The 21,833-nt window shown below is 29.7% G+C and carries 23 protein-coding genes and 3 tRNA genes; 25 read left to right on the top strand and 1 reads right to left on the bottom strand.

What is annotated here, in order from left to right:
• The first annotated feature begins 4 nt into the window (after positions 1-4).
• From prmC to mreB, 22 genes are all read left to right on the top strand, one after another.
• A complete protein-coding gene (gene prmC, locus QZ321_RS11230) occupies positions 5-1,759 on the top strand; it encodes a peptide chain release factor N(5)-glutamine methyltransferase (RefSeq protein ID WP_291748177.1) in 1,755 nt (584 codons plus the stop codon).
• A gap of 91 nt (positions 1,760-1,850) precedes the next feature.
• A complete protein-coding gene (gene prfA / locus QZ321_RS11235; RefSeq protein ID WP_291740134.1) occupies positions 1,851-2,936 on the top strand; it encodes a peptide chain release factor 1 in 1,086 nt (361 codons plus the stop codon).
• A gap of 113 nt (positions 2,937-3,049) precedes the next feature.
• Entirely contained in the window at positions 3,050-4,099 is a 1,050-nt protein-coding gene (locus tag QZ321_RS11240) for an L-threonylcarbamoyladenylate synthase (protein ID WP_291748174.1), read from the top strand.
• A 91-nt stretch (positions 4,100-4,190) separates the two neighbouring features.
• A complete protein-coding gene (gene rpiB, locus QZ321_RS11245) occupies positions 4,191-4,640 on the top strand; it encodes a ribose 5-phosphate isomerase B (protein WP_291748172.1) in 450 nt (149 codons plus the stop codon).
• 31 nt (positions 4,641-4,671) lie between these two features.
• Entirely contained in the window at positions 4,672-5,301 is a 630-nt protein-coding gene (upp, locus tag QZ321_RS11250) for a uracil phosphoribosyltransferase (protein ID WP_291748169.1), read from the top strand.
• Positions 5,302-5,460: 159 nt separating this feature from the next.
• Positions 5,461-5,958: a dCMP deaminase family protein gene (locus QZ321_RS11255; protein WP_291748165.1), complete on the top strand. Its 498-nt coding sequence runs from the start codon at positions 5,461-5,463 to the stop codon at positions 5,956-5,958.
• A gap of 140 nt (positions 5,959-6,098) precedes the next feature.
• Positions 6,099-7,280, top strand: coding sequence for an acetyl-CoA C-acetyltransferase (locus tag QZ321_RS11260; RefSeq protein WP_291748162.1), 1,182 nt, complete (start codon positions 6,099-6,101; stop codon positions 7,278-7,280).
• Positions 7,281-7,944: 664 nt separating this feature from the next.
• Complete coding sequence (locus QZ321_RS11265; protein ID WP_291748158.1) at positions 7,945-8,316, top strand: ATP synthase subunit I; 372 nt, start codon at positions 7,945-7,947, stop codon at positions 8,314-8,316.
• Positions 8,317-9,000 carry a F0F1 ATP synthase subunit A gene (locus tag QZ321_RS11270; protein WP_291748155.1) on the top strand — a complete coding sequence of 228 codons (684 nt, stop codon included), beginning with the start codon at positions 8,317-8,319 and terminating at the stop codon, positions 8,998-9,000. It begins immediately after the preceding gene.
• A gap of 15 nt (positions 9,001-9,015) precedes the next feature.
• Positions 9,016-9,249 (top strand): ATP synthase F0 subunit C, encoded by a 234-nt coding sequence (atpE, locus tag QZ321_RS11275; RefSeq protein WP_042399498.1) that lies wholly within the window; start codon positions 9,016-9,018, stop codon positions 9,247-9,249.
• Between the two features lie 35 nt (positions 9,250-9,284).
• Positions 9,285-9,764 (top strand): F0F1 ATP synthase subunit B, encoded by a 480-nt coding sequence (locus QZ321_RS11280; RefSeq protein WP_291748152.1) that lies wholly within the window; start codon positions 9,285-9,287, stop codon positions 9,762-9,764.
• 2 nt (positions 9,765-9,766) lie between these two features.
• Complete coding sequence (locus tag QZ321_RS11285; protein WP_291740150.1) at positions 9,767-10,306, top strand: F0F1 ATP synthase subunit delta; 540 nt, start codon at positions 9,767-9,769, stop codon at positions 10,304-10,306.
• A 10-nt stretch (positions 10,307-10,316) separates the two neighbouring features.
• Positions 10,317-11,831: a F0F1 ATP synthase subunit alpha gene (atpA, locus tag QZ321_RS11290; protein WP_291748150.1), complete on the top strand. Its 1,515-nt coding sequence runs from the start codon at positions 10,317-10,319 to the stop codon at positions 11,829-11,831.
• A gap of 37 nt (positions 11,832-11,868) precedes the next feature.
• The gene (gene atpG, locus QZ321_RS11295) at positions 11,869-12,714 is read left to right on the top strand and encodes an ATP synthase F1 subunit gamma (RefSeq protein WP_291748148.1); all 846 of its coding nucleotides are present in this window, start codon (positions 11,869-11,871) and stop codon (positions 12,712-12,714) included.
• Between the two features lie 15 nt (positions 12,715-12,729).
• Positions 12,730-14,124 carry a F0F1 ATP synthase subunit beta gene (gene atpD, locus QZ321_RS11300; RefSeq protein ID WP_291748143.1) on the top strand — a complete coding sequence of 465 codons (1,395 nt, stop codon included), beginning with the start codon at positions 12,730-12,732 and terminating at the stop codon, positions 14,122-14,124.
• A gap of 11 nt (positions 14,125-14,135) precedes the next feature.
• Positions 14,136-14,534 carry an ATP synthase F1 subunit epsilon gene (gene atpC / locus QZ321_RS11305; RefSeq protein ID WP_291748141.1) on the top strand — a complete coding sequence of 133 codons (399 nt, stop codon included), beginning with the start codon at positions 14,136-14,138 and terminating at the stop codon, positions 14,532-14,534.
• 241 nt (positions 14,535-14,775) lie between these two features.
• Positions 14,776-15,423 (top strand): hypothetical protein, encoded by a 648-nt coding sequence (locus QZ321_RS11310; RefSeq protein ID WP_291748137.1) that lies wholly within the window; start codon positions 14,776-14,778, stop codon positions 15,421-15,423.
• 20 nt (positions 15,424-15,443) lie between these two features.
• Entirely contained in the window at positions 15,444-16,706 is a 1,263-nt protein-coding gene (gene murA / locus QZ321_RS11315) for a UDP-N-acetylglucosamine 1-carboxyvinyltransferase (RefSeq protein ID WP_291744304.1), read from the top strand.
• Positions 16,707-16,837: 131 nt separating this feature from the next.
• A complete protein-coding gene (spoIID, locus tag QZ321_RS11320; RefSeq protein ID WP_291748134.1) occupies positions 16,838-17,998 on the top strand; it encodes a stage II sporulation protein D in 1,161 nt (386 codons plus the stop codon).
• A 147-nt stretch (positions 17,999-18,145) separates the two neighbouring features.
• Positions 18,146-18,985 carry a M23 family metallopeptidase gene (locus tag QZ321_RS11325; RefSeq protein ID WP_294196856.1) on the top strand — a complete coding sequence of 280 codons (840 nt, stop codon included), beginning with the start codon at positions 18,146-18,148 and terminating at the stop codon, positions 18,983-18,985.
• Between the two features lie 127 nt (positions 18,986-19,112).
• On the top strand, positions 19,113-19,367 hold the full coding sequence (gene spoIIID, locus QZ321_RS11330) for a sporulation transcriptional regulator SpoIIID (protein WP_291743652.1): 255 nt from the start codon (positions 19,113-19,115) through the stop codon (positions 19,365-19,367).
• Positions 19,368-19,469: 102 nt separating this feature from the next.
• The gene (gene mreB, locus QZ321_RS11335) at positions 19,470-20,504 is read left to right on the top strand and encodes a rod shape-determining protein MreB (RefSeq protein WP_291743654.1); all 1,035 of its coding nucleotides are present in this window, start codon (positions 19,470-19,472) and stop codon (positions 20,502-20,504) included.
• A 52-nt stretch (positions 20,505-20,556) separates the two neighbouring features.
• Here the strand turns inward: mreB and yyaC are convergent, their stop codons facing one another.
• Positions 20,557-21,090, bottom strand: a complete 534-nt coding sequence (yyaC, locus tag QZ321_RS11340) for a spore protease YyaC (protein ID WP_291743656.1) — start codon at positions 21,088-21,090, stop codon at positions 20,557-20,559.
• Positions 21,091-21,467: 377 nt separating this feature from the next.
• Here yyaC and QZ321_RS11345 point away from each other — a divergent pair.
• The 3 genes from QZ321_RS11345 (at position 21,468) to QZ321_RS11355 (ending at position 21,750) form a co-directional block, all read left to right on the top strand.
• A tRNA-Tyr gene (locus tag QZ321_RS11345) sits at positions 21,468-21,552 on the top strand.
• A gap of 35 nt (positions 21,553-21,587) precedes the next feature.
• Positions 21,588-21,662 (top strand) — tRNA-Thr (locus QZ321_RS11350).
• Between the two features lie 3 nt (positions 21,663-21,665).
• Positions 21,666-21,750, top strand: a tRNA-Tyr gene (locus QZ321_RS11355).
• Positions 21,751-21,833 lie beyond the last annotated feature (83 nt).

Raw genomic sequence — 21,833 nt, forward strand, 5'->3', positions numbered from 1 at the left:
AGCTATGAGAAAATGTGATGTCGGGGGGCAAGCTATAATTGAAGGAGTTATGATGAGGGGAGCTAAGGGATTAGCAACTGCAGTAAGAACTCCTAGTGGAGAAATAGAGGTTAAGGTTAAAAGAACAACCCCAATAACAAAGAAATATAAAATTTTAAATATACCTATAATTAGAGGCGCAGCTACATTAATAGACTCTTTAATAATCGGAATTAATACATTAAATTATTCTGCTAGTTTCTTTGAAGAAGATGAAGAAGAGTCAAAATTTGATGCTTGGCTTAAAAATAAATTAGGAGATAAAGGTGCTAATGACTTAATAATTACATTAACTATGATGGTATCTTTTTTTGTTGCTGCAGGGTTGTTTTTAGGAATACCCACTGCTATAGCATCAATATTTAAAAGTATAGGATTATCTCCAATATTATTAAATTTAATTGAATCAGCTATAAGAATAGCTATATTAATAACTTATATGTATTTCATAAGTAAACTAGATGATATATATAGAATATTTCAATATCATGGAGCAGAACACAAAACGATATTTTGCTATGAAGCTGAAGAGAAACTAACGATAGAAAATGTTAAAAAATTTGGAAGATTACATCCTAGATGTGGAACAAATTTTTTATTTTTAACTATGATTGTTAGTATTATTTTATTTACCTTAACTGGTTGGGGTGGATTTTGGCAAAGACTTATATTAAGAATAGTACTTATGCCATTAGTTGCTGGTATTACTTACGAATTAATAAAATGGCTTGGAAGGACTGAAAGTAAATTGGGAAAATTTATTGCATACCCAGGTTTAAAGTTACAAGAGCTTACGACTAAGGAACCTGATGATGAACAATTAGAAGTTGCTATAAAATCTTTAATGGCAGCAGAAGGAATTGAATATAAGAAAACAATTGGGGAATTATTAATAGATGGAAATAAAATATTAAAAGAAGCTAATATAGATACATATATATTAGATGTTCAGCTATTATTAGGAAAAGTGTTAGGTAAAGATAAACTTTATTTAATTACTAATAAGGAAGAGGAAGTTAGTAAAATTAAAGAAAAAGAATTTTATAAGCTAATAAACCAAAGAAAAGATAAAATGCCTATTAAATATATATTAAAAAGTGCTGAATTCATGGGATTGGAGTTTCAAGTTGAAGAAGGGGTACTTATTCCACGAGGGGATACTGAAATATTAGTAGAAGAAACATTAAAATTTATTAAGAATGAAAGAAAATACGATATTTGTGATTTATGTTGTGGAAGTGGTGCAATTGGTATATCTATTGCATATTTAAAAGAAAATACTAATGTAGATTTAATTGATTATTATGAAATTCCAGAAAAGGTAACTAAAAAAAATATAAGAAAGCATAATTTAGATTCGAGAGCAAATTTTATAAAAAGTGATTTATTAAAAGAACCTATAAGCATGAATAAAAAATATGATATATTAGTTTCTAATCCACCATATATAAAAGATGAAGTAATAGAAACATTGATGGATGATGTTAAAAAATATGAGCCTCATACAGCTTTAAGTGGTGGAGAAGATGGATTATATTTTTATAAAAAAATAATTGATGACAGTAATAAGATTTTAAAAGATAATGGAGTATTAGCTTTTGAAATAGGACACGATCAAGGCAAAGAAGTTAGTGACTTAATGGTTGAAAAAGGATATAAAAATATAAGAGTTATTAAGGATTTAGCAGGGCATGATAGAGTGGTTATTGGAGAAATTTAGAAAAGGATTATGTCTTTGTTAAAACTTGATAAAATCCTAATTATTGTGTTATAATGTGTCAATATGAAAAAATACAGTACGGAGTGATACTATGTTATTAGATAAATTAGCATTTACGGAAAATAAATACGAAGAACTATCAGTTAAAATATCTGATCCTTCAATAATGGCTAATCAAAAAGAGTGGAGAAAGCTATGTAAGGAACATGCTGACTTAGAAATAATAGTAACAGCATATAGAGAATATAAAAAGGTAGTTGAAGATTTAGAAGCTAACAAAGAAATGTTAGAAGAAGAAACAGATAAAGAAATGAGAGAAATGTTATCTGAAGAAATTTCAACTCTTAAAGAACAAGAAGAAGAATTAGAAAATAAAATACAAATTTTATTATTACCAAAGGATCCTAATGATGATAAAAACGTATTTGTAGAAATTAGAGGTGGAGCTGGTGGAGATGAAGCAGCATTATTTGCAGCAAATCTTTTCAGAATGTACACAAGATATGCAGAATCTCAAAGATGGTCAGTTGAAATGATGAGTTCAAATGAAAATGACCTTGGTGGATTTAAAGAAGTTGTATTTATGATTAAGGGTAATGGAGCATTTTCAAAACTTAAGTACGAAAGTGGTGTACATAGAGTACAAAGGGTACCAGATACAGAAAGTTCAGGTAGAATACATACCTCTACAGCTACAGTTGCGGTTTTACCAGAAGTTGATGATGTTGAAATAGAAATCAATGATAAAGATTTAAGAATTGATGTTTATAGATCTTCAGGTAATGGAGGACAATGCGTTAATACAACAGATTCAGCTGTTAGAATAACACATATACCGACAGGAACAGTTGTTGCATGTCAAGATGAAAAGTCACAACTTAAAAATAAAGAAAAGGCTATGAAAGTATTAAGAGCTAGACTTTATGAAGTTGCTGAAGCTGAAAGATTAGCAGGAATTGCAGAAGATAGAAAGAGCCAAGTTGGTACTGGAGATAGAAGTGAAAGAATAAGAACTTATAACTATCCTCAAGGAAGAGTTACAGACCATAGAATTGGATTAACATTATATAAACTAGATAGTTTTATGAATGGTGACATTGAAGAAGTAATTAATGCTTTAATTACAGCAGACCAAGCAGAAAAAATGCAAGCTATGGGAAATACTGATTCAATATAATAAATTTAAAAGCCTTGCATTATTTTAATGTAGGGCTTTTTAAATAGGCAATAATATTAATATATAATTATTAAGATGCTTAAAAGAAATTTATAGAAAGAGGGTAATTCCTTATGGAAACTAAGGTTGCCATAATTAAAGATATAAAAAAGGATATTAAGTTTATAGAAGAAGCGGCACAAGTTATAAAAAATGGAGGAATAGTAGCATTTCCTACAGAAACAGTATATGGATTAGGAGCAAACGCCTTAAATGAAAATTCTGTAAAAAAAATATTTGTTGCTAAGGGAAGGCCACAAGATAATCCATTGATTGTTCATGTTAGTTCTAAGGATGTTTCTGGATTAGTAAAAAAAGTTCCTGAAGTAGCTGAAAAATTAATTAATAAATTTTGGCCAGGTCCACTAACTATAATTTTAGAAAAAAAAGATATTATACCTAATGTTACAAGTGCAAATCTTAATACTATTGGTATAAGAATGCCAAACTCTGAAATAGCACTTAAGCTTATAGAACTTTCAGAAAAACCAATTGCAGCACCATCTGCTAATATATCAGGGAGACCAAGCCCTACAGAAGTAGAGAGATGTGTAGAGGATTTAAATGGTAGAGTTGAGTATATAATTGGTGGGGAAAGTAGTGACATTGGAGTTGAATCTACTATTATTGATTGTACTGTTAATCCTCCGATGATATTAAGACCAGGAGGAATAACTTTAGAAATGCTTAGAGAAATAGATTCAAATATTGATATAGATGAAGCATTAAAGTCAAAGCCAAATGAAAATTTAAAGCCAAAGGCACCGGGAATGAAGTATAGGCATTATGCTCCAAAGGCAAATTTAAAAATAATTAGGGGTAAAAACGAAAAAACTATTGAAATTATTAAAGAAATGTTAGAAAATTATATAGAAAAAAATAACGATGTAGCTATATTAACTACAGATGAAAATTTAGATAAATTTGATAAAGGCAATGTTATATCATTAGGTAGTGAAAAAGATTTAAGTCAAATTGCGAAACATCTTTTTGAAGCATTAAGAAAATGTGATGACATGGGGGTAAAATATATTTTATGTCAAGGTTTTGAGGAAAAGGGTGTTGGAGTGGCAATAATGAATAGATTAACTAAGGCTGCTGGATATGATATTGTAGATGTGTAATTAAGGAGGATGGGGGAACCTATTCTCTTTTTTTATAAAAATAGAATATGGATATTCTATTTTAAATATAATAGAAAGGTTGGTTTTTTTTATGAAAATTGCATTAGGTTGTGACCATGGTGGTTTAAATTTAAAAGATGAAGTTGCTAAATATTTAAAATCTCAAAATATAGAGTTTAAAGATTTTGGAACTTATACTGAAGAATCATGTGATTATGCTGATATATCATTACCAGTTGCTGAGGCTGTAGTAGCTAAGGAATTTGATTTTGGTATATTAATTTGTGGCACAGGAATAGGGATAGGAATTGCAGCAAATAAAGTTCCAGGTATAAGAGCGGCACTTTGTTCAGACACTTTTAGTGCACATGCTACAAGAGAACATAATGATGCTAATATATTAACTATGGGGGAAAGAATTGTTGGAAAAGGTTTAGCAATAGATATAGTTAAGGCATTTTTAGGTGCTGAATTTGAAGGCGATAGACATACAAAAAGAATTAATAAAATTACTGAAATTGAAAAAAAATATTCTAAATAATAAATTATATATACATAGGAGGCTTAATTAAATGAGCAAAGTAACAGAAATGAAACACCCTTTAATATCACATAAATTAGCATACATAAGAAGTAAGGATACAGGGTCAAAATATTTTAGAGAATTAGTAGAAGAAGTATCTATGTTAATGGCTTATGAAGTAACTAGAGATTTAGAAACAGAAGAAGTTGAAGTAGAAACTCCAATATGCAAAACTAAATGTCAAATGTTAGCTGGTAAGAAAATGGCTATAGTTCCAATACTAAGAGCTGGGCTTGGAATGGTAGATGGAATATTAAATTTAATCCCAGCTGCAAAAGTTGGACATATAGGATTATATAGAGATGAAGAAACTCTTCAACCAGTAGAATATTTCTGTAAGCTTCCACAAGATATAGCAGAAAGAGATGTAATTGTAGTTGATCCAATGTTAGCTACAGGTGGATCTGCAGCTGATGCTATAACTTTATTAAAGCAAAGAGGAGCTAAGAAAATAAGATTAATGTGTTTAATTTCTTCTCCAGAAGGAATTGAATTAGTTCAATATCAACATCAAGATGTTGATATATATGTAGCAGCAATTGATGAAAAATTAAATGAAAAGGGATATATTGTACCAGGTCTTGGTGATGCTGGAGATAGACTTTTTGGAACTAAGTAATAAAAAGCGAGGGCATTGCCTTCGCTTTTTATTTATTTTTTATTAAATAATATTAGAGTTTATGTAAATAATAAATTAAATATTAAATTGTATTATATAATAAAAGAAGGGAGGACTACTCGTTAATTTTAATATATTGTGAGTAGTATAATAAATATTATGGGAAAAAGAGAAGGATATTTATCTTGGGATGATTATTTTATGTCTGTAGCACTATTATCAGGAAAAAGAAGTAAGGATCCAAGTACACAAGTTGGAGCTTGTATAGTAAATAAAAATAATATAATCGAAAGTATAGGATATAATGGATTACCAAAGGGATGTTCAGATGATGAATTTCCATGGGATAAGGAAGGAGAAGCTTTAAATACTAAGTATCCGTTTGTAGTTCATGGAGAACTAAATGCAATTTTAAATGCTAAGGGAAAAGACTTATCAGGATGTAGAATATATGTAGCACTTTTTCCTTGTAATGAATGTGCTAAAGCAATAATACAATCAGGAATAAGTGAAGTTATATATTTAAGTGATAAATACGCAAATACAGATTCTGTAAGAGCTTCAAAGCTTATGTTTAAGTGTGCAGGAGTTAAATTATCTCAATTAAAAGCAACACATGAAAAAATAGAATTATCATTTGACGTTAATGATGTTTAATATATAATAACTTTAAAAATATATGATAATTGGTTGAAATTGGAAAAAGTCAAATGGTATAATAATGATGTTAATTGTTTAATAATTTAAATAGTTAACATCATTATTATTTTGTGGGTATAGTAATGGGAGGAGAGATTATGAGAGAAGTAGTAATTGTTAGTGCAGTAAGAACTGCAATTGGTTCATTTGGAGGATCATTAAAGGATGTTCCTGCTGCAGAACTAGGGTCAATAGTAATTAAGGAAGCAGTAAATAGAGCTAAGATTAAGCCTGAATTAGTAGAAGAAGTAGTTATGGGAAATGTTATTCAAGCAGCTCAAGGTCAAAATGTTGCTAGACAAGCTGCTATAAAGGCAGGACTTCCAGTAGAAGTTCCAGCAATGACAATAAATAAAGTGTGTGGGTCAGGTTTAAGATGTGTTGCATTAGCAGCTCAAATGATTAAAGCTGGTGATTGTGATGTAGTGGTTGCTGGTGGAATGGAAAATATGTCAGCAGCACCATATGCTATGCCAGGAGCTAGATGGGGTCAAAGAATGGGCGACGGAAAAATGATGGACACAATGATTAAAGATGCTTTATGGGATGCATTTAATGATTATCATATGGGTGTTACAGCTGAAAATATAGCAAAAGAATGGAAATTGACAAGAGAAATGCAAGATGAATTTGCATTAAACTCACAATTAAAAGCAGAAAAGGCAATTAAGGCAGGTAGATTTGTGGATGAAATAGTTCCAGTAATTATTCCGCAAAGAAAAGGTGAACCAAAAATATTTGAACAAGATGAGTTCCCAAGATTCGGCTCTACTATAGAAAAAATGTCTAAGTTAAAACCATCATTTATTAAGGGAGGAACTGTAACTGCTGCAAATGCATCAGGAATTAATGATGGTGCTGCCGCATTTGTAGTTATGAGTGCTGAAAAGGCTAATGAATTAGGATTAAAACCAATGGCTAAAATAGTTTCTTATGGAAGTAAGGGATTGGAACCTTCTATTATGGGGTATGGTCCATTCCATGCAACTAAGAAAGCATTAGAAGTTGCAGGCTTAACTGTTGAGGATATGGATTTAATTGAAGCAAATGAAGCCTTTGCGGCTCAAAGTTTAGCAGTAGCTAAAGATTTAAATTTTGATATGGATAAAGTTAATGTAAATGGTGGTGCAATTGCACTTGGACATCCAGTAGGGGCATCAGGAGCGAGAATATTAGTTACATTACTTCATGAAATGGAAAAGAGAGATGCTAAAAAGGGATTAGCTACTTTATGCATAGGTGGAGGAATGGGAACTGCACTTGTAGTTGAAAGAATTTAGTTTTTATTTAATTAATAAACAGTGAAGGTTATAGAAAAAAGGAGTTTTTTAAAGACTCCTTTTTTAATTTAATAGGTTATAGGTAAATTTGATGATAATTATACAAATAAACAATAGTAAATTTTTAAAAAAATTATGAATAAATCAGATTTCAATTATTCAAAATCATTAAAAAATTTCTTTAATATAATATGGTAATAGTTTCAAAATGATAAAAAAAGATTAAAAAATCTAAAAAGTAATAATATATTTAAATAAAAATAACATAATAAAATTATGAAACGTTATCAAAATAAAATTAATAAAAAGTTTAAATATTAAGAAAATTTATATAAATGCAAGTAAGAAAAGGTGCTTGCACAAAAAAAAATAAATTTGCAAAAACAAGCTTTTAGGTAAGTATTTACGGAATAATATAAAATAATCAGCGATTTTGAGGTTAAATTTAAAAAAATAACTAAAAATGGGGTTTTTATTAATTTTCAAGTAGGTATATAATCCTCTTTGTCACAGGGATTAGGAAACACTTGTAAATTAAATAGTATTCCTAGATAAGAGCTATTTTATGCAATAAATAATATTGCACTAGAAATATAGTTAGTTTTTATATAGGAATAACGTAAAATCACTATGTCCCAAATAAGTTATTTACTAGGAGACGAAAATGACTAAAGATTTAAGTATAATAGTCAAAACTGTAGCAAGAAATGATTTAATAGGTGGGGTTGTTTTATTTTTAATACTATTATTATTACACCAATCTAAAATTGGAGCAATACTATTAGTTGGAGCAATAGTTTCAATGATAAACTTTATTGTGTCAGCTATAGTTACTAATAAATTTTTAAATGAAGCTAAAAAGAGTAAATCAATTTTATTTCCTATGAGTTATTTAATAAGAATAGTAAGCATAGTTGCTATAGCGGTAGTTTTTTCTAATAAGACAAGCTATTTATTAGCTTATCTAATAGGATTTTTTATACATTATATAATACTAGTAATAACTACTATAAAAATACAGAAGGGAAGTGAATAGATGGAGTCATCAAAAGCTATATTTTCTTTTTACTTAGGCAAAATAGCAATTGATATAAAGCCAGAAGCAATAGTACAGCTAATAATTGTTTTATTAATTTTAGCAGTAGCATGGTGGTCTACACGAAATATGAAAGTAAGGCCAACTAAAAAGCAAACTATTGTTGAATGGATTTATGATATGCTAAATAATGCTGTAGTAAGCAATGTTGGAGAAAGTTTTATAAGTATAGTTCCTTTTGTAGGGGCTCTAGGGATATTTGTTTTAGTAATGAACTTTACAGGACTAATAGGAATATCACCTCCAACAAAAAACTTTAGTGTTACATTAACCTTAGCTTTAATATCATTTGTAGTTGTACAAGGATACGCAATTAAGAAGAATGGTGTTAAAGGATATTTCAAAGGATATTTAGAACCAGTATCTTTTATATTACCTATCACTATATTGGAAAGAGTAATGCTTCCAATATCATTGTCACTAAGACTTTTTGGTAATATGTTAGCAGCTACTTTTATAATTGAACTTGTTTACGAAAGTTTAGAAAAAGTAGCATGGTTTGCACAACTTGTTGTACCAATTCCATTACATTTATATTTTGATATATTTGATGGTGGTATTCAGGCAGTAATTTTTGTAATGTTAACAATGATAAATATTAAAATAGTATCTGAACATAATTAGAGGAGGAATTTAAAAATGAATGAAATAGGAATGAGAGCATTAGGAGCAGGTATTGCAGTATTAGTTGGTTTAGGAGCAGGTATTGGTATAGGAAACGCTACAGGGAAAGCAGTTGAAGGTGTTGCAAGAAATCCAGAAGCAACAGGGAAAATTACTACAACTTTAGTTATAGGTTCTGCGTTTGCTGAAGCAACTGCTATTTATGGATTACTAGTATCAATCTTATTAATATTTGTTGGAGTAGCTTAATATTTTAATAACTCCAGAAGGGGGTAGAATAAGTAATGGAATTTAATCTAGGTGTTATATTAGCCACAGTAGTAAATTTTTTAATTTTATTCTTTGGATTAAAATATTTCTTCTTTGAAAAAGTTAAATTAGTAGTTGAGGCTAGAGAAAATGAAATATCTCAAAAGTTAGATAGTGCAGATGAAGAATTTGAAAAAGCAAGAACTTTAGCTATAAATAATGAAAGAGAACTACAAAGAGCTAGAGAAGAAGGTAAAGCTATTACAGAAAGACATAAGAAAAAGGCTGAAAAAGTATATGATGAAATTGTTGGAGAAGCAAAATCTGAAGCAAACTTAATTGTAGAAAGAGCAAAAATAGAAATAGAAAGAGAAAAAGAAAAAGCAGAATATGCTTTAAAGAAAGAAGCTATAGATTTAGCTTTAGATCTTTCTAGAAAAGTAATAGAAAAAAATATTGATGAAGAAAAAAATAGACAATTAATTGATGAATTTATTTCTGAGGTAGGTAATTAAATATGTATGAGTACTTAGACCGAAGATATGCGCTGGCACTATATGAAGTGGCAGAACAAAAAGAAAAAGTTGATGAGTACCTTGGAGATTTAAGAGAAATCTGCGAATTGATTGAAAATAATAAAGATTTCTTTGAGGTAATAAAGCATCCACAAATAGGTACAAAGCAAAAGAAAAGAACTTTTATTAACATATTTAAGGGTAAAATAGATGAGGAACTTTTATCATTTTTATTAATATTAATAGAAAAGGATAGAATTTTATTCTTAAAAGAAAAATTAAAAGAAATGGAAAAGATACATTTAGACAAATTAAATGTATTACAGGGAATAGTAAAAACTACAGTACCATTAGAAGAAAATGAATATAATTCTTTAGTAGAGAAGCTTGAGAGAAAGTATAATAAAGAAATTATATTAAAAAAAGAAATTGATCCAGAAATTCTAGGCGGAATTTATGTAAGAATAGGAAATGACGTCATAGATGGAACTGTAAAAACAAGATTAGATAACTTAGAAAAGCTAATGCTTGCTACGGAATAGAGGTGATTGCATGAATATAAAACCAGAAGAAATAACATCTATCATTAAAAAAGAAATACAAAGATATGAAAATCAAATTCAAACAGCAGACTCAGGAACAATAATTCAAATTGGTGATGGTATTGCTAGAGTATATGGATTAGATGATTGTATGCAAGGTGAGCTTTTAGAGTTCCCAAACAATGTATTTGGAATGGCTTTAAATTTAGAGCAAGATAATGTTGGATGTGTTTTATTAGGTTCTGAAGAAGGAATAAAAGAAGGCGATATAGTTAAAAGAACTAATAGAATAGTTGAAGTTCCTGTAGGTGAAGGTCTTTTGGGAAGAGTTGTAAACTCTTTAGGTGAAGAAATTGATGGAAAGGGACCTATAAATTATTCAGGTACTAGACCTATAGAGGTACCAGCACCAAGTATAATTGATAGATCTTCAGTTAATGAACCATTACAAACAGGTATTAAGGCAATAGATTCAATGGTTCCAATTGGAAAAGGTCAAAGAGAACTTATTATAGGTGATAGACAAACAGGTAAAACTGCTATAGCAATAGATACTATATTAAATCAAAAAGGTAAAGATGTTATATGTGTTTATGTAGCTATTGGTCAAAAGCAATCAACAGTTGCACATATAGTTAACACATTAGAAGAAATGGGTGCATTAGATTATTCAATAGTTATTGCTGGAACAGCATCAGAAAGTGCTCCACTTCAATATTTAGCACCATATGCAGGATGTAGTATGGGTGAATACTTCATGCATAAGGGGAAAGATGTTCTTATAATATATGATGATTTATCTAAACATGCAGTAGCATATAGAACAATGTCATTATTACTTAGAAGACCACCGGGAAGAGAAGCGTATCCAGGAGATGTATTCTATATTCATTCAAGACTTTTAGAAAGAGCTGCAAAGCTATCTAAAGAAAATGGTGGAGGTTCATTAACAGCACTTCCTATTATAGAAACTTTAGCTGGAGACGTAACAGCATACATTCCAACTAACGTAATATCAATTACTGACGGGCAAATATTCTTAGAAACTGATTTATTTAACTCAGGACAAAGACCAGCAGTAAATGCAGGTATTTCAGTATCAAGAGTTGGTGGTAATGCTCAAATTAAAGCAATGAAGCAAGTTTCAGGTACATTAAGATTAGAGCTTGCTCAATATACAGAACTTGCAGCATTCTCTCAATTTGGTTCTGACTTAGATTCAGATTCTAAGAGAAGACTTGAAAAAGGAAAGAGAATAACAGAAATATTAAAACAAGATCAATATAAACCTATGGATGTTGAAAAGCAAATAGTTATATTATATGCAACTGTAAATGACTTTTTATCAGACATAAAGGTTAAAGATATTAGAAGATTTGAAGATGAATTCTTAGAATATATGGATACTCATCATAGAGATATATTAAAACAAATAGTTGTTGATAAACAATTAACTAATGAACTAAAAGATGGTATCGAAAAATCTATAATTGAATTTAAAAAAGAATTTTTAAAAGATGCATAGCTTTATATAGCTATGCAATTCTTTAGGAGGTAAAGCAGTGGGCGCAGCGGGACTTATAGATATAAAAAGAAGAATAAAGTCAGTTGAAAGTACTAGAAAAATAACTAAGGCTATGGGGCTTGTTGCCACTTCTAAACTCAGGAAGGCAAGAAAAGAGCTTGTAGCTAATGAGCAATATAATAATTTGTGTAAAGAAGTTATTAAGGAAGTTGTCTCTAGTATGCCAGAAGATTTTGATTCAATTTATTATAAAAACTTTAATGGAGATAAACTATATATTGCATTGACTTCAGACACTGGGTTATGTGCAGGATATAATAATAATGTAGCTATATATTTAAATAATTTAGTAGAAAAAAGTGGCGGGGCAAAAGTTATTATTGTAGGAGGTAAGGGAATTTCATATACTTCTAGATATGGAATAAGTACATATTCTGAATATGTAGATTTACCAGATATGCCTGCTACTAAAGATGTTAATAAGATATATAATGATGCTATATATTTATATGAAAAGGGAGAAGTTTCTGAAGTAAATATAGTATATACAGAGTTTATTTCTCCAGTTAAGCAAGAAGTAAAAAGCGTTAAGATATTACCAATAGAAAAGAAGTCTGGTCAAGCAGGGCAATATATAATTGAGCCAAATGAAGAGTCTGTATTTAAAAATGCAATAGATATGTATTTAAAAAGTCAACTTAAAACTTGTATGATTAGTGCAAAAGCAAGTGAACATAGTGCTAGAATGACAGCTATGGATGGAGCTACTGAAAATGCAAATGATATATTACAAAATCTTCATATTAAGTTCAATAGAATTAGGCAAGGAATTATAACACAAGAAATTTCAGAAATTGTTGGGGGAGCCGAAGCTCAAAAGTAGCAAGGAGGAAGAAGTATGGCTGAAAGTAAAATTGGAAAAGTAGTTCAAGTAATTGGACCTGTAGTTGATATAAAATTTGATGAAGCTTCTCTACCAAACATATACAATGAAATTAAAATTGATATGGGTGATAGAGAATTAGTTGTAGAAGTTGAGCAACACGTTGGAGATGATATTGTTAGAGCAATAGCAATGGAATCTACAGATGGATTAAAAAGAGGTATGAAGGCTTTAGATACAGGAAAGCCAATATCAGTACCAGTAGGTAAAAATGTATTAGGAAGATTATTTAATGTATTAGGAGCTCCTATAGATAATAAAGGTGCTATAGAGTCAGAGGAATCATATCCTATACATAGACCAGCACCAAGCTTTAAGGAGCAGTCTTTAGAGCCAGAAATGTTTGAAACAGGAATTAAGGTTATAGACTTAATTGCACCGTATCAAAAAGGTGGTAAGATAGGTCTGTTTGGAGGAGCTGGGGTAGGAAAAACAGTTTTAATCCAAGAATTAATTAATAATATTGCAAAAGAGCATGGTGGACTTTCTGTATTCACAGGGGTGGGAGAAAGATCAAGAGAAGGTAATGATCTTTATCATGAAATGATTGATTCTGGAGTTATCAATAAAACTGCATTAGTATTTGGACAAATGAATGAATCACCAGGTGCTAGAATGAGAGTTTCATTAACTGGATTAACTATGGCTGAATACTTTAGAGATCAAGGTCAAGATGTATTATTATTTATAGATAATATATTTAGATTTACTCAAGCTGGTTCAGAAGTATCTGCATTATTAGGAAGAATACCATCAGCAGTTGGATATCAACCAACACTTGCAACTGAAATGGGAGCACTTCAAGAAAGAATTACTTCAACAAAAAATGGATCTATAACATCAGTTCAAGCAGTTTATGTTCCTGCTGATGACTTAACAGACCCAGCACCAGCAACTACATTTACACACTTAGATGCTACTACTGTATTATCTAGATCAATTTCAGCATTAGGGATATATCCAGCGGTTGATCCATTAGAATCTTCTTCTAGAATTCTTGATCCAAGAATAGTTGGAAAAGAGCATTACGAAGTAGCAACAGAAGTGAAAAATATACTTGAAAGATATACAGAACTGCAAGATATTATTGCAATTTTAGGTGTTGATGAATTATCTGATGAAGATAAGGCTGTAGTAGCTAGAGCAAGAAGAATTCAAAGATTCTTATCTCAACCATTTACAGTTGCTGAACAATTTACAGGAATGCAAGGAAGATATGTTCCTGTAAAGGAAACAGTAAGAGGATTTAAAGAAATATTACAAGGGAAATACGATCACTTACCTGAGTCAGCATTCTTATTTGCAGGTACAATTGAAGAAGTTATAGAAAAAGCAAATAGTATGAAATAGGAGATGTGTTTATGGGAAAATTAATAAAACTTAATATCGTATCTCCAGGGCGTGAAGTATTAACGGAAGAAGTAGTTAGTTTATCAACAACTGAACCTGATGGTAAAATAGAAGTTTTAGCAAATTACGCCCCAACTATAATAGCAACTATACCAACAGTATCCACGTATACTACTATTGATGGAAATAAGAAAAATTTATTTACATCATCAGGAATTGTTTATATTAAGGATAATATAATTAACTTTTGCTGTGATTCTTTTAATTTTCCAGAAGAGATTGATAAAAATCGTGCTAAGGAATCTCTTAAGAGAGCTCAAGGAAGATTAAATAGCAAAGAAAGTAATATAGATATAGAAAGGGCTAAGAAGGCAGAAGCAAGAGCTAAAGCTAGATTAGAGTTAAAATAAGGAAGTCACAAATAAGTGACTTCCTTATTTTTTTATAAAGTTAAAAATATAATGTTATATATAGGCGAATATAGTAGAGGATCATAAAATTTTAAGAGGAAAATGCACTATTATAGCAGTTTTATAATATATTATATTATGAATTTAACTTATGATAAATCTAACACTAAATTTATAGTTCTATTGTATAAAAATATATAGTTTGGACAATAATTTTAGAGGAAAGGACGGGGATTACAATATGAAGAAGGGAAAGTTATTTTTTGTATTTCTTTTAATCTTTTCTCTATTAATTATTAATGGAAAAGAATATGAGTGCGTAGGTAAAAGTAGTTTATTTAATGAAGTTGAAAGATATATATTAAATGAGTATGAATTTATAAATAATGGAATAAAGCTAGAATATACAATAAAAGACGATATAAATAGTGAATTAGAAAGAATTTTTAATGTTTTTAAAGGAAATGGTAATTTTCAAATAAAAAGGGGAGAAAATTATATCCATTCAGAAAATAATAATATTAACTATGAGGTTAATATTTATAATTATAATGAATTAACAAAAGTTGAAGTAGTAGTTATAAATAATAACAAAACATTAACTGAAGATTATTTAAAGTCATTAGCTAAAGAAATTAGAAATATTAATTTTATAGATGAGAGGTATTTTTCATTTATAAAGGGTAAGCTAGATATAGAAGGAAAGGAAGCATTTAAGGATTTAGAAAATAAATTAAAAATAAAAGTTAGTGAAAGTTTAGATATAAATAATGGCGTTGTAGCTAAAGCGTCAATGATGGATGGAACAGATATAAACATTGGACAAATTACTTACGATTCTGGATCGTATTTAATTATAGGAACTCCGATAATTTTCGTAACATACTAAAAATAAATATGGAGGATAATATGGAAAAAATTATAGTTAGAGGTGGAAGGAAGCTTCATGGTGAAGTTGATATAAGTGTTGCAAAGAACTCAGTATTACCTATAATTGTTGCAACTATTTTAAATCCAACAGAGATAATTTTAAGAAAAGTACCTATGTTAGAAGATGTAACAGTTTTGATAAATTTATTAAGAGAATTAAATTGTGAAGTTAAGTTTTCACCAATAACAGGCGATTTAAAAATAAATACTTTAAATTTAAAGGAAATAGAAGCAAATAATGAATTAATACGTAAGATGAGAGCATCATTTTTAGTAATTGGACCAATGTTAGCTAGATTTGGAAGATGTAAAATATCAATGCCTGGAGGATGTAATATAGGAAGTAGACCAGTGGACCTTCATTTAAAAGGGTTTAAGTCATTAGGGATAGATTCAGAAATAGGATATGGATATGTTGAGGCTAAAATAAAAGATTTACATGGAAGTAGAATATATTTAGATTTCCCTTCTGTAGGTGCTACTGAAAATATTATGATGACTTCTGTTTTTGCACCAGGAGTTACAATTATAGAAAATGCTGCTGAAGAACCAGAAATATGGGATTTAGCAAGATTTTTAAATAGTATGGGTGCTAAAATTGAAGGAGCAGGATATGGAAGAATAACTATACATGGTGTATCAGAATTAAAACAACCAGAACCATTTACACCTATTTTTGATAGAATTGAAGCTGGAACATTTATGGTTGCAGCAGGAATAACAAACAGTAAAATAACTATTAATGGAGTTAATGAAGAACATTTGATGCCAACTATTGAAAAGCTAAAGGAATGTGGTGTACATTGTAAGATTAATGGAGAAAAGATGATAGTAGACGGAACTGGAGAGAAAAAACCAGTAGATATAAAAACAATGCCTTATCCAGGATTTCCAACAGATATGCAAGCTCAAATGATGGCATTATTATCAGTTACTAAAGGAGCAAGCGTAATAACTGAAACTGTATTTGAAAATAGGTTTATGCATGTTGGAGAACTTGGTAGGATGGGCGCAAATATTAAAATTGATGGAAGAATTGCAATTATTGATGGTGTAGAAAATCTTACTGGATGCCAAGTAAAGGCTACTGATTTAAGAGCAGGAGCAGCAATGATTTTAGCTGGATTAGTTGCTAGTGGAGAAACAGAAATAGGAGAAGTCTATCATATAGATAGGGGTTATACTAATATAGAAGATAAATTCAGAAAGTTAGGAGCAGAAATCTATAGAACTTATAAATAATACTTAGGAGCCATTTTTGGCTCCTAAATTTTTTATAATTAAACTTTGGTTAAATTAACTGCTGTAAATAAGAGGTATTGTTTTACAGATTAAAACATATATATAGATGTAACCTATTTATAGGAGGAATTATGAAGAGAAAAAGTTACGGCAGTATAAAAGAAATAAAACTATTATTTTATACAACTATATTAATAATTTTATTTATGATAATTATTCCAATTATGTCTATAGGGATAAAATTTAATTTAAAAAACAATAAGGATATAAAGGTTAATGAAAATATAGAGAAGCAATCTAATGAAACTACTGAGGATAAAGATAAGGAAAATATTAATGAAGGAGCTAAAAAAGAAGATATTATTGATGAAAAAACTGAAGAAACAGAAGCTGTAGCTTCTAATAATGTTGTTAAGGAGATATATGTTGATGGAACTGAGAATGTAAAAGTTTATAGAACATTACAGAATAAAATAGATGAAATAGATTTAGAAGAGTATATATGTGGTGTAATTGCTAATGAAATGCAGGTAAGCTTTGAAGAAGAAGCATTAAAAGCACAGGCTATAGTTAGTAGAACATATTTAGCTAGTAAAAAAATAAAAAAGTGTCTTATTGCTAATGAAGGTGATATATGTGATTCAAGTCATTGTCAAATATATTCATCTAAAGAAGAGTTAATTAATAAGTGGGGAGAAGAAAATGGAGAAAAATATTGGAACAAGATAAAATCAGCGGTAGATGCTACGAAAGGAATGGTTTTAACTTATAAAGATGAACTAGTTATGAGTCCGATGTTTTTTGATATAAGCTCTGGTGCTACTGAATCAGCAGTTGATATGTCATTAGGAAATATACCGTATCTTATATCAGTTGAAAGCTTAGGTGAAGAGGAATCCCCTAAGTATAAAACTAAAAAAGAAATGACTTTAAGTGATTTAGTTTTAGCAATAAATTCTAAGTATCCTAAGTCAGGAATAAATAAATCTAATTTAAGTTCTAAATTAAAAATAATTAATAGAAGTAAAACTGGAGGAGTTATTAAAATATCTATTGGTAATGATGAAATAAGTGGTATTGATTTTAAAGTTATGGCAGGATTAAATTCAACTAATTTTACATACTCAATAAATGAAAATACTATTGTATTTGAGTGCACGGGATATGGAGATGGAGTAGGAATGAGTAAATTTGGTGCAAATATTATGGCTAAAAGTGGTAAGTTATATGATGAAATATTAAAGCATTATTATACTGGGACAAATATAGGAAGTTTGAAATTTAATAAATAGATTAATAAAAAATGTTAAAAACAAGAAGAGAATCTTTCAAAAGAGTCTCTTTTTGTTTTTTTTTGTATAAATTTGACGTATAAAATTTAATATTCAAGTGAATTAATTTACTTTTACGGGCAAGAATACAAGACAGGAGGTGTTGAAATGGACCAAAACAAAAAAAATAAAGTAAAGGACTTTTTTAGAAGGGAGGGCTTTTACGTAGTATTATTTGTTTGCCTATGCTTAGTAGCAACTGTAGCAGCGTTTACAGTTAGAAAGAATTCAATTTCTAAGGAGCAAAATAAGGTAAACAATGAATTATCTTTAAATGAGGCAGAGGATAACATTTCTTCAAAAACAGATTCTAACTTTAATAAGCAAAATGCTGAAAGAGTAGAAAATAATGATGAATTAGCCAATAATAATGAGGAAAATTTATCTGAACCAGAAGTTGCAAATGTAGATGATGAAGTAGCAAATAATGAAAATCAAGGTACAGAAGTTGCTGAAAATCAAACTACAGAAGTTACAGAAGAAGAAACTGCAGATGTTTCAGCAGGAACAGATACAGAAGTAGTTTTATCATTACCTATAGATGGAAATATTGCTATTTCAAGAGAATTTGGAAAAATGATTAGAACTTACTCAGATGAAAATAGAAGTGAAGATACATCAAGAAGAGGTATTGATATTAATGCTTCAGTTGGTACTGTAGTTAAAGCAGCAGCTGAGGGAAAGGTTGAAGAAGTATCAAGTAACACTACTGATGGTACTTATGTTGTTATCGCACATGCAAATGGATTAAAAACAAAATATACAAACTTAAGTGAAGAAGTTAAGGTTGCTGTTGAAGATGTTGTTAATGCTGGAACTGAAATAGGTACAGTTGGTAATACTTCAGGTATATTTACATCAAAAGTTTGCGGTGATGTATTAAATGTTCAAGTACAAGATGCAAATGGAAATGATGTTAATCCTAGTTCATATTTTAACTTTAAGTAATTGTTTTAAGTATCAACCATTTTTATGGTTGATACTTAAAAAATATTTAGTACTTATTTTTATGTAAATTTTATGAATGTTTTTTTGTATTAAGTAAATAATAAATAGAAGTTAAGGAGGGAGAATTTTGAAGGATTATATTGAAGAAAGAGTTTTAGAGGTTGCACAATATATAATTGATTCAAAAGCTACAATAAGAAAAACAGCCAAAGTATTTGGTGTAAGTAAAAGTACTATTCATAAGGATATGACTGAAAGACTACCTAAGATTAATCCATCTATAGCAGAACAAACACATTTAATATTAGAACTAAATAAATCAGAAAGACATATAAGAGGTGGAGAAGCTACAAAAATGAAATATAAAGAAAATGAAATATAAAACCATTGAATGATAAATTCATTACATATATAATTGTATTAGGAATAAATTTGTAGAAAAAGCAATTATTTTGAAATTATTATATATCTAGGAGTGAATTAAATGTGGTTTTGGAGAAGAGGTAGTGATTTAGGAATAGACCTAGGAACAGCAACTGTACTTGTATATGTTAAAGGTAAGGGAATTTTATTAAAAGAACCATCAGTTGTAGCAATTGATAAAAATAATAATAAAGTTCTAGCAGTTGGTGAAGAAGCTAGAAAAATGATTGGTAGAACGCCGGGGAACATAGTTGCAGTTCGTCCATTAAGGGATGGTGTAATTTCAGACTATGATATAACAGAAAAAATGCTTAAAGCTTTTATAAAGAAAGCATGTGGAAAAGGACGAGTTAAATCATCAAAGGTAATGGTTTGTGTACCATCACAGGCAACAGAAGTGGAAAAGAGAGCTGTTGTAGATGCTACAATGAATTCTGGAGCTAAGAAAGTTCATCTTATAGAGGAACCATTAGCAGCAGCAATTGGTGCTGGATTAGATATAACTAAGCCAGATGGACATATGATAGTTGATATTGGTGGTGGAACAACTGATATAGCTGTAATTTCCTTAGGTGGAGTAGTTTTAAGAGAGTCAATTAAAATAGCTGGTGATAAATTTGATGAGGCCATCACTAAGTTTGTTAGAAATAAGCATAAAATTTTAATTGGGGAAAAAACATCAGAGGATTTAAAAGTAACAATAGGTTCGGTATTTAAGGATTCTAGAAATATAACAACTACAATGAAGGGAAGAAATTTAATAACTGGTTTACCAGATGAAGTAATGATTTCTACTGAGGAATTAAGAAGTGCATTGATGGAACCAGTATCTTTAATAGTTGAAACGGTAAAATCAGTATTAGAAAAAACTCCACCAGAGTTATCGTCAGATATAATAGAAAGAGGAATATTAATGACTGGTGGTGGTTCGTTAATCGATGGATTAGACAGGCTTATTGAAGAAAATACTGGTATAAAGGTTAGAGTAGCTGAAAATTCAGTTGAAGCTGTTGTAATGGGAACTGGTGAAGTTTTAAATTATATAGATAAATTGGACAACAATATTTCAGGTAGAGAGATAGAATTAATAAATTAGTTATTTTAATATTTTTATTAATAAGTAAAGCTAGAAGTTTATGCTTCTAGCTTTACTTATTAATTATGTTACTTAGATAATATGAGTGAATAAGCCCATGAGAAATAACCTTTGCCATTTCAAATACTAAATGAAGCCTTATACTTCTAGAGGTGAAAAATTCAGCTGTATCACTAGAATCAATTATACCAATTATTGATGCTGATCCAACGTCAGGAAGGGATTTTCCTACACCCTTTCCAGGGTGTATAGGATAATCACGAGTATGAATTTCTCCTATTGATGTTGCAGCACCTAAACATGCATCTATACCTATTATGCAGGCATTTGGATGCAATTTGTTTATTTCTATTAGTTTTTTATCTAAATTTAGTGCATGAATGGGGTCTTTTAGAGTACCATATACAGGTAACGGAAAATTATGTTCCTCAAGAAAAGTTCCAACTAGTGGTCCTAAGCAATCGCCAACACATTTATCAGTGCCAATACAAACTACTATAGTATTAGAGTTAATATATTTTCTCATGAATTCAGCAATTTCATAGTATGCTAAATTTGACTTATAGTTAAATTTTCGTTTTATCAATTAATTCACCCCTATCATGATAATGGATGTAAGAATATCATATATAAAATATATGATTGGAAATTTTATAATATAATTTCTTATGGGAATAATATTAAAATATTTTGCAATTATAATATATTTGAATAAGACTATATATGTTACTAAAAGTTATTAGTGTATTTAGTTAATTGATTTTAGTATGTTGATTATTTTCTAATATAAAGTGAAAAATGTATTAAAATAGAGAAAATATAAGAAATATATAGATAATTAATGATAAAGGTCATAAAAGGCTTAAAATGGGTGTTGATTTAAATAAGAATTAATTATATACTAATCCTTGTCAGTTCGGTAACAACTTAGCGAACGGCAGTAAAGTTATTAATAAGAGATATGGGGGAGTTCCCGAGTGGCCAAAGGGGGCAGACTGTAAATCTGTTGCGATTCGCTTCGATGGTTCGAATCCGTCCTCCCCCACCATTGATAACTTACTTAATAAAATTAAATTAAACTACGCTTCATTGGCTCAATGGCAGAGCAGCTGACTTGTAATCAGCAGGTTGTTGGTTCGACTCCGACATGAAGCTCCAAATGGGGGAGTTCCCGAGTGGCCAAAGGGGGCAGACTGTAAATCTGTTGCGATTCGCTTCGATGGTTCGAATCCGTCCTCCCCCACCATTGATAACTTACTTAATAAAATTAAATTAAACTACGCTTCATTGGCTCAATGGCAGAGCAGCTGACTTGTAATCAGCAGGTTG

This window comes from uncultured Clostridium sp. (genome assembly GCF_910588715.1).
GTDB lineage: Bacteria > Bacillota > Clostridia > Clostridiales > Clostridiaceae > Clostridium.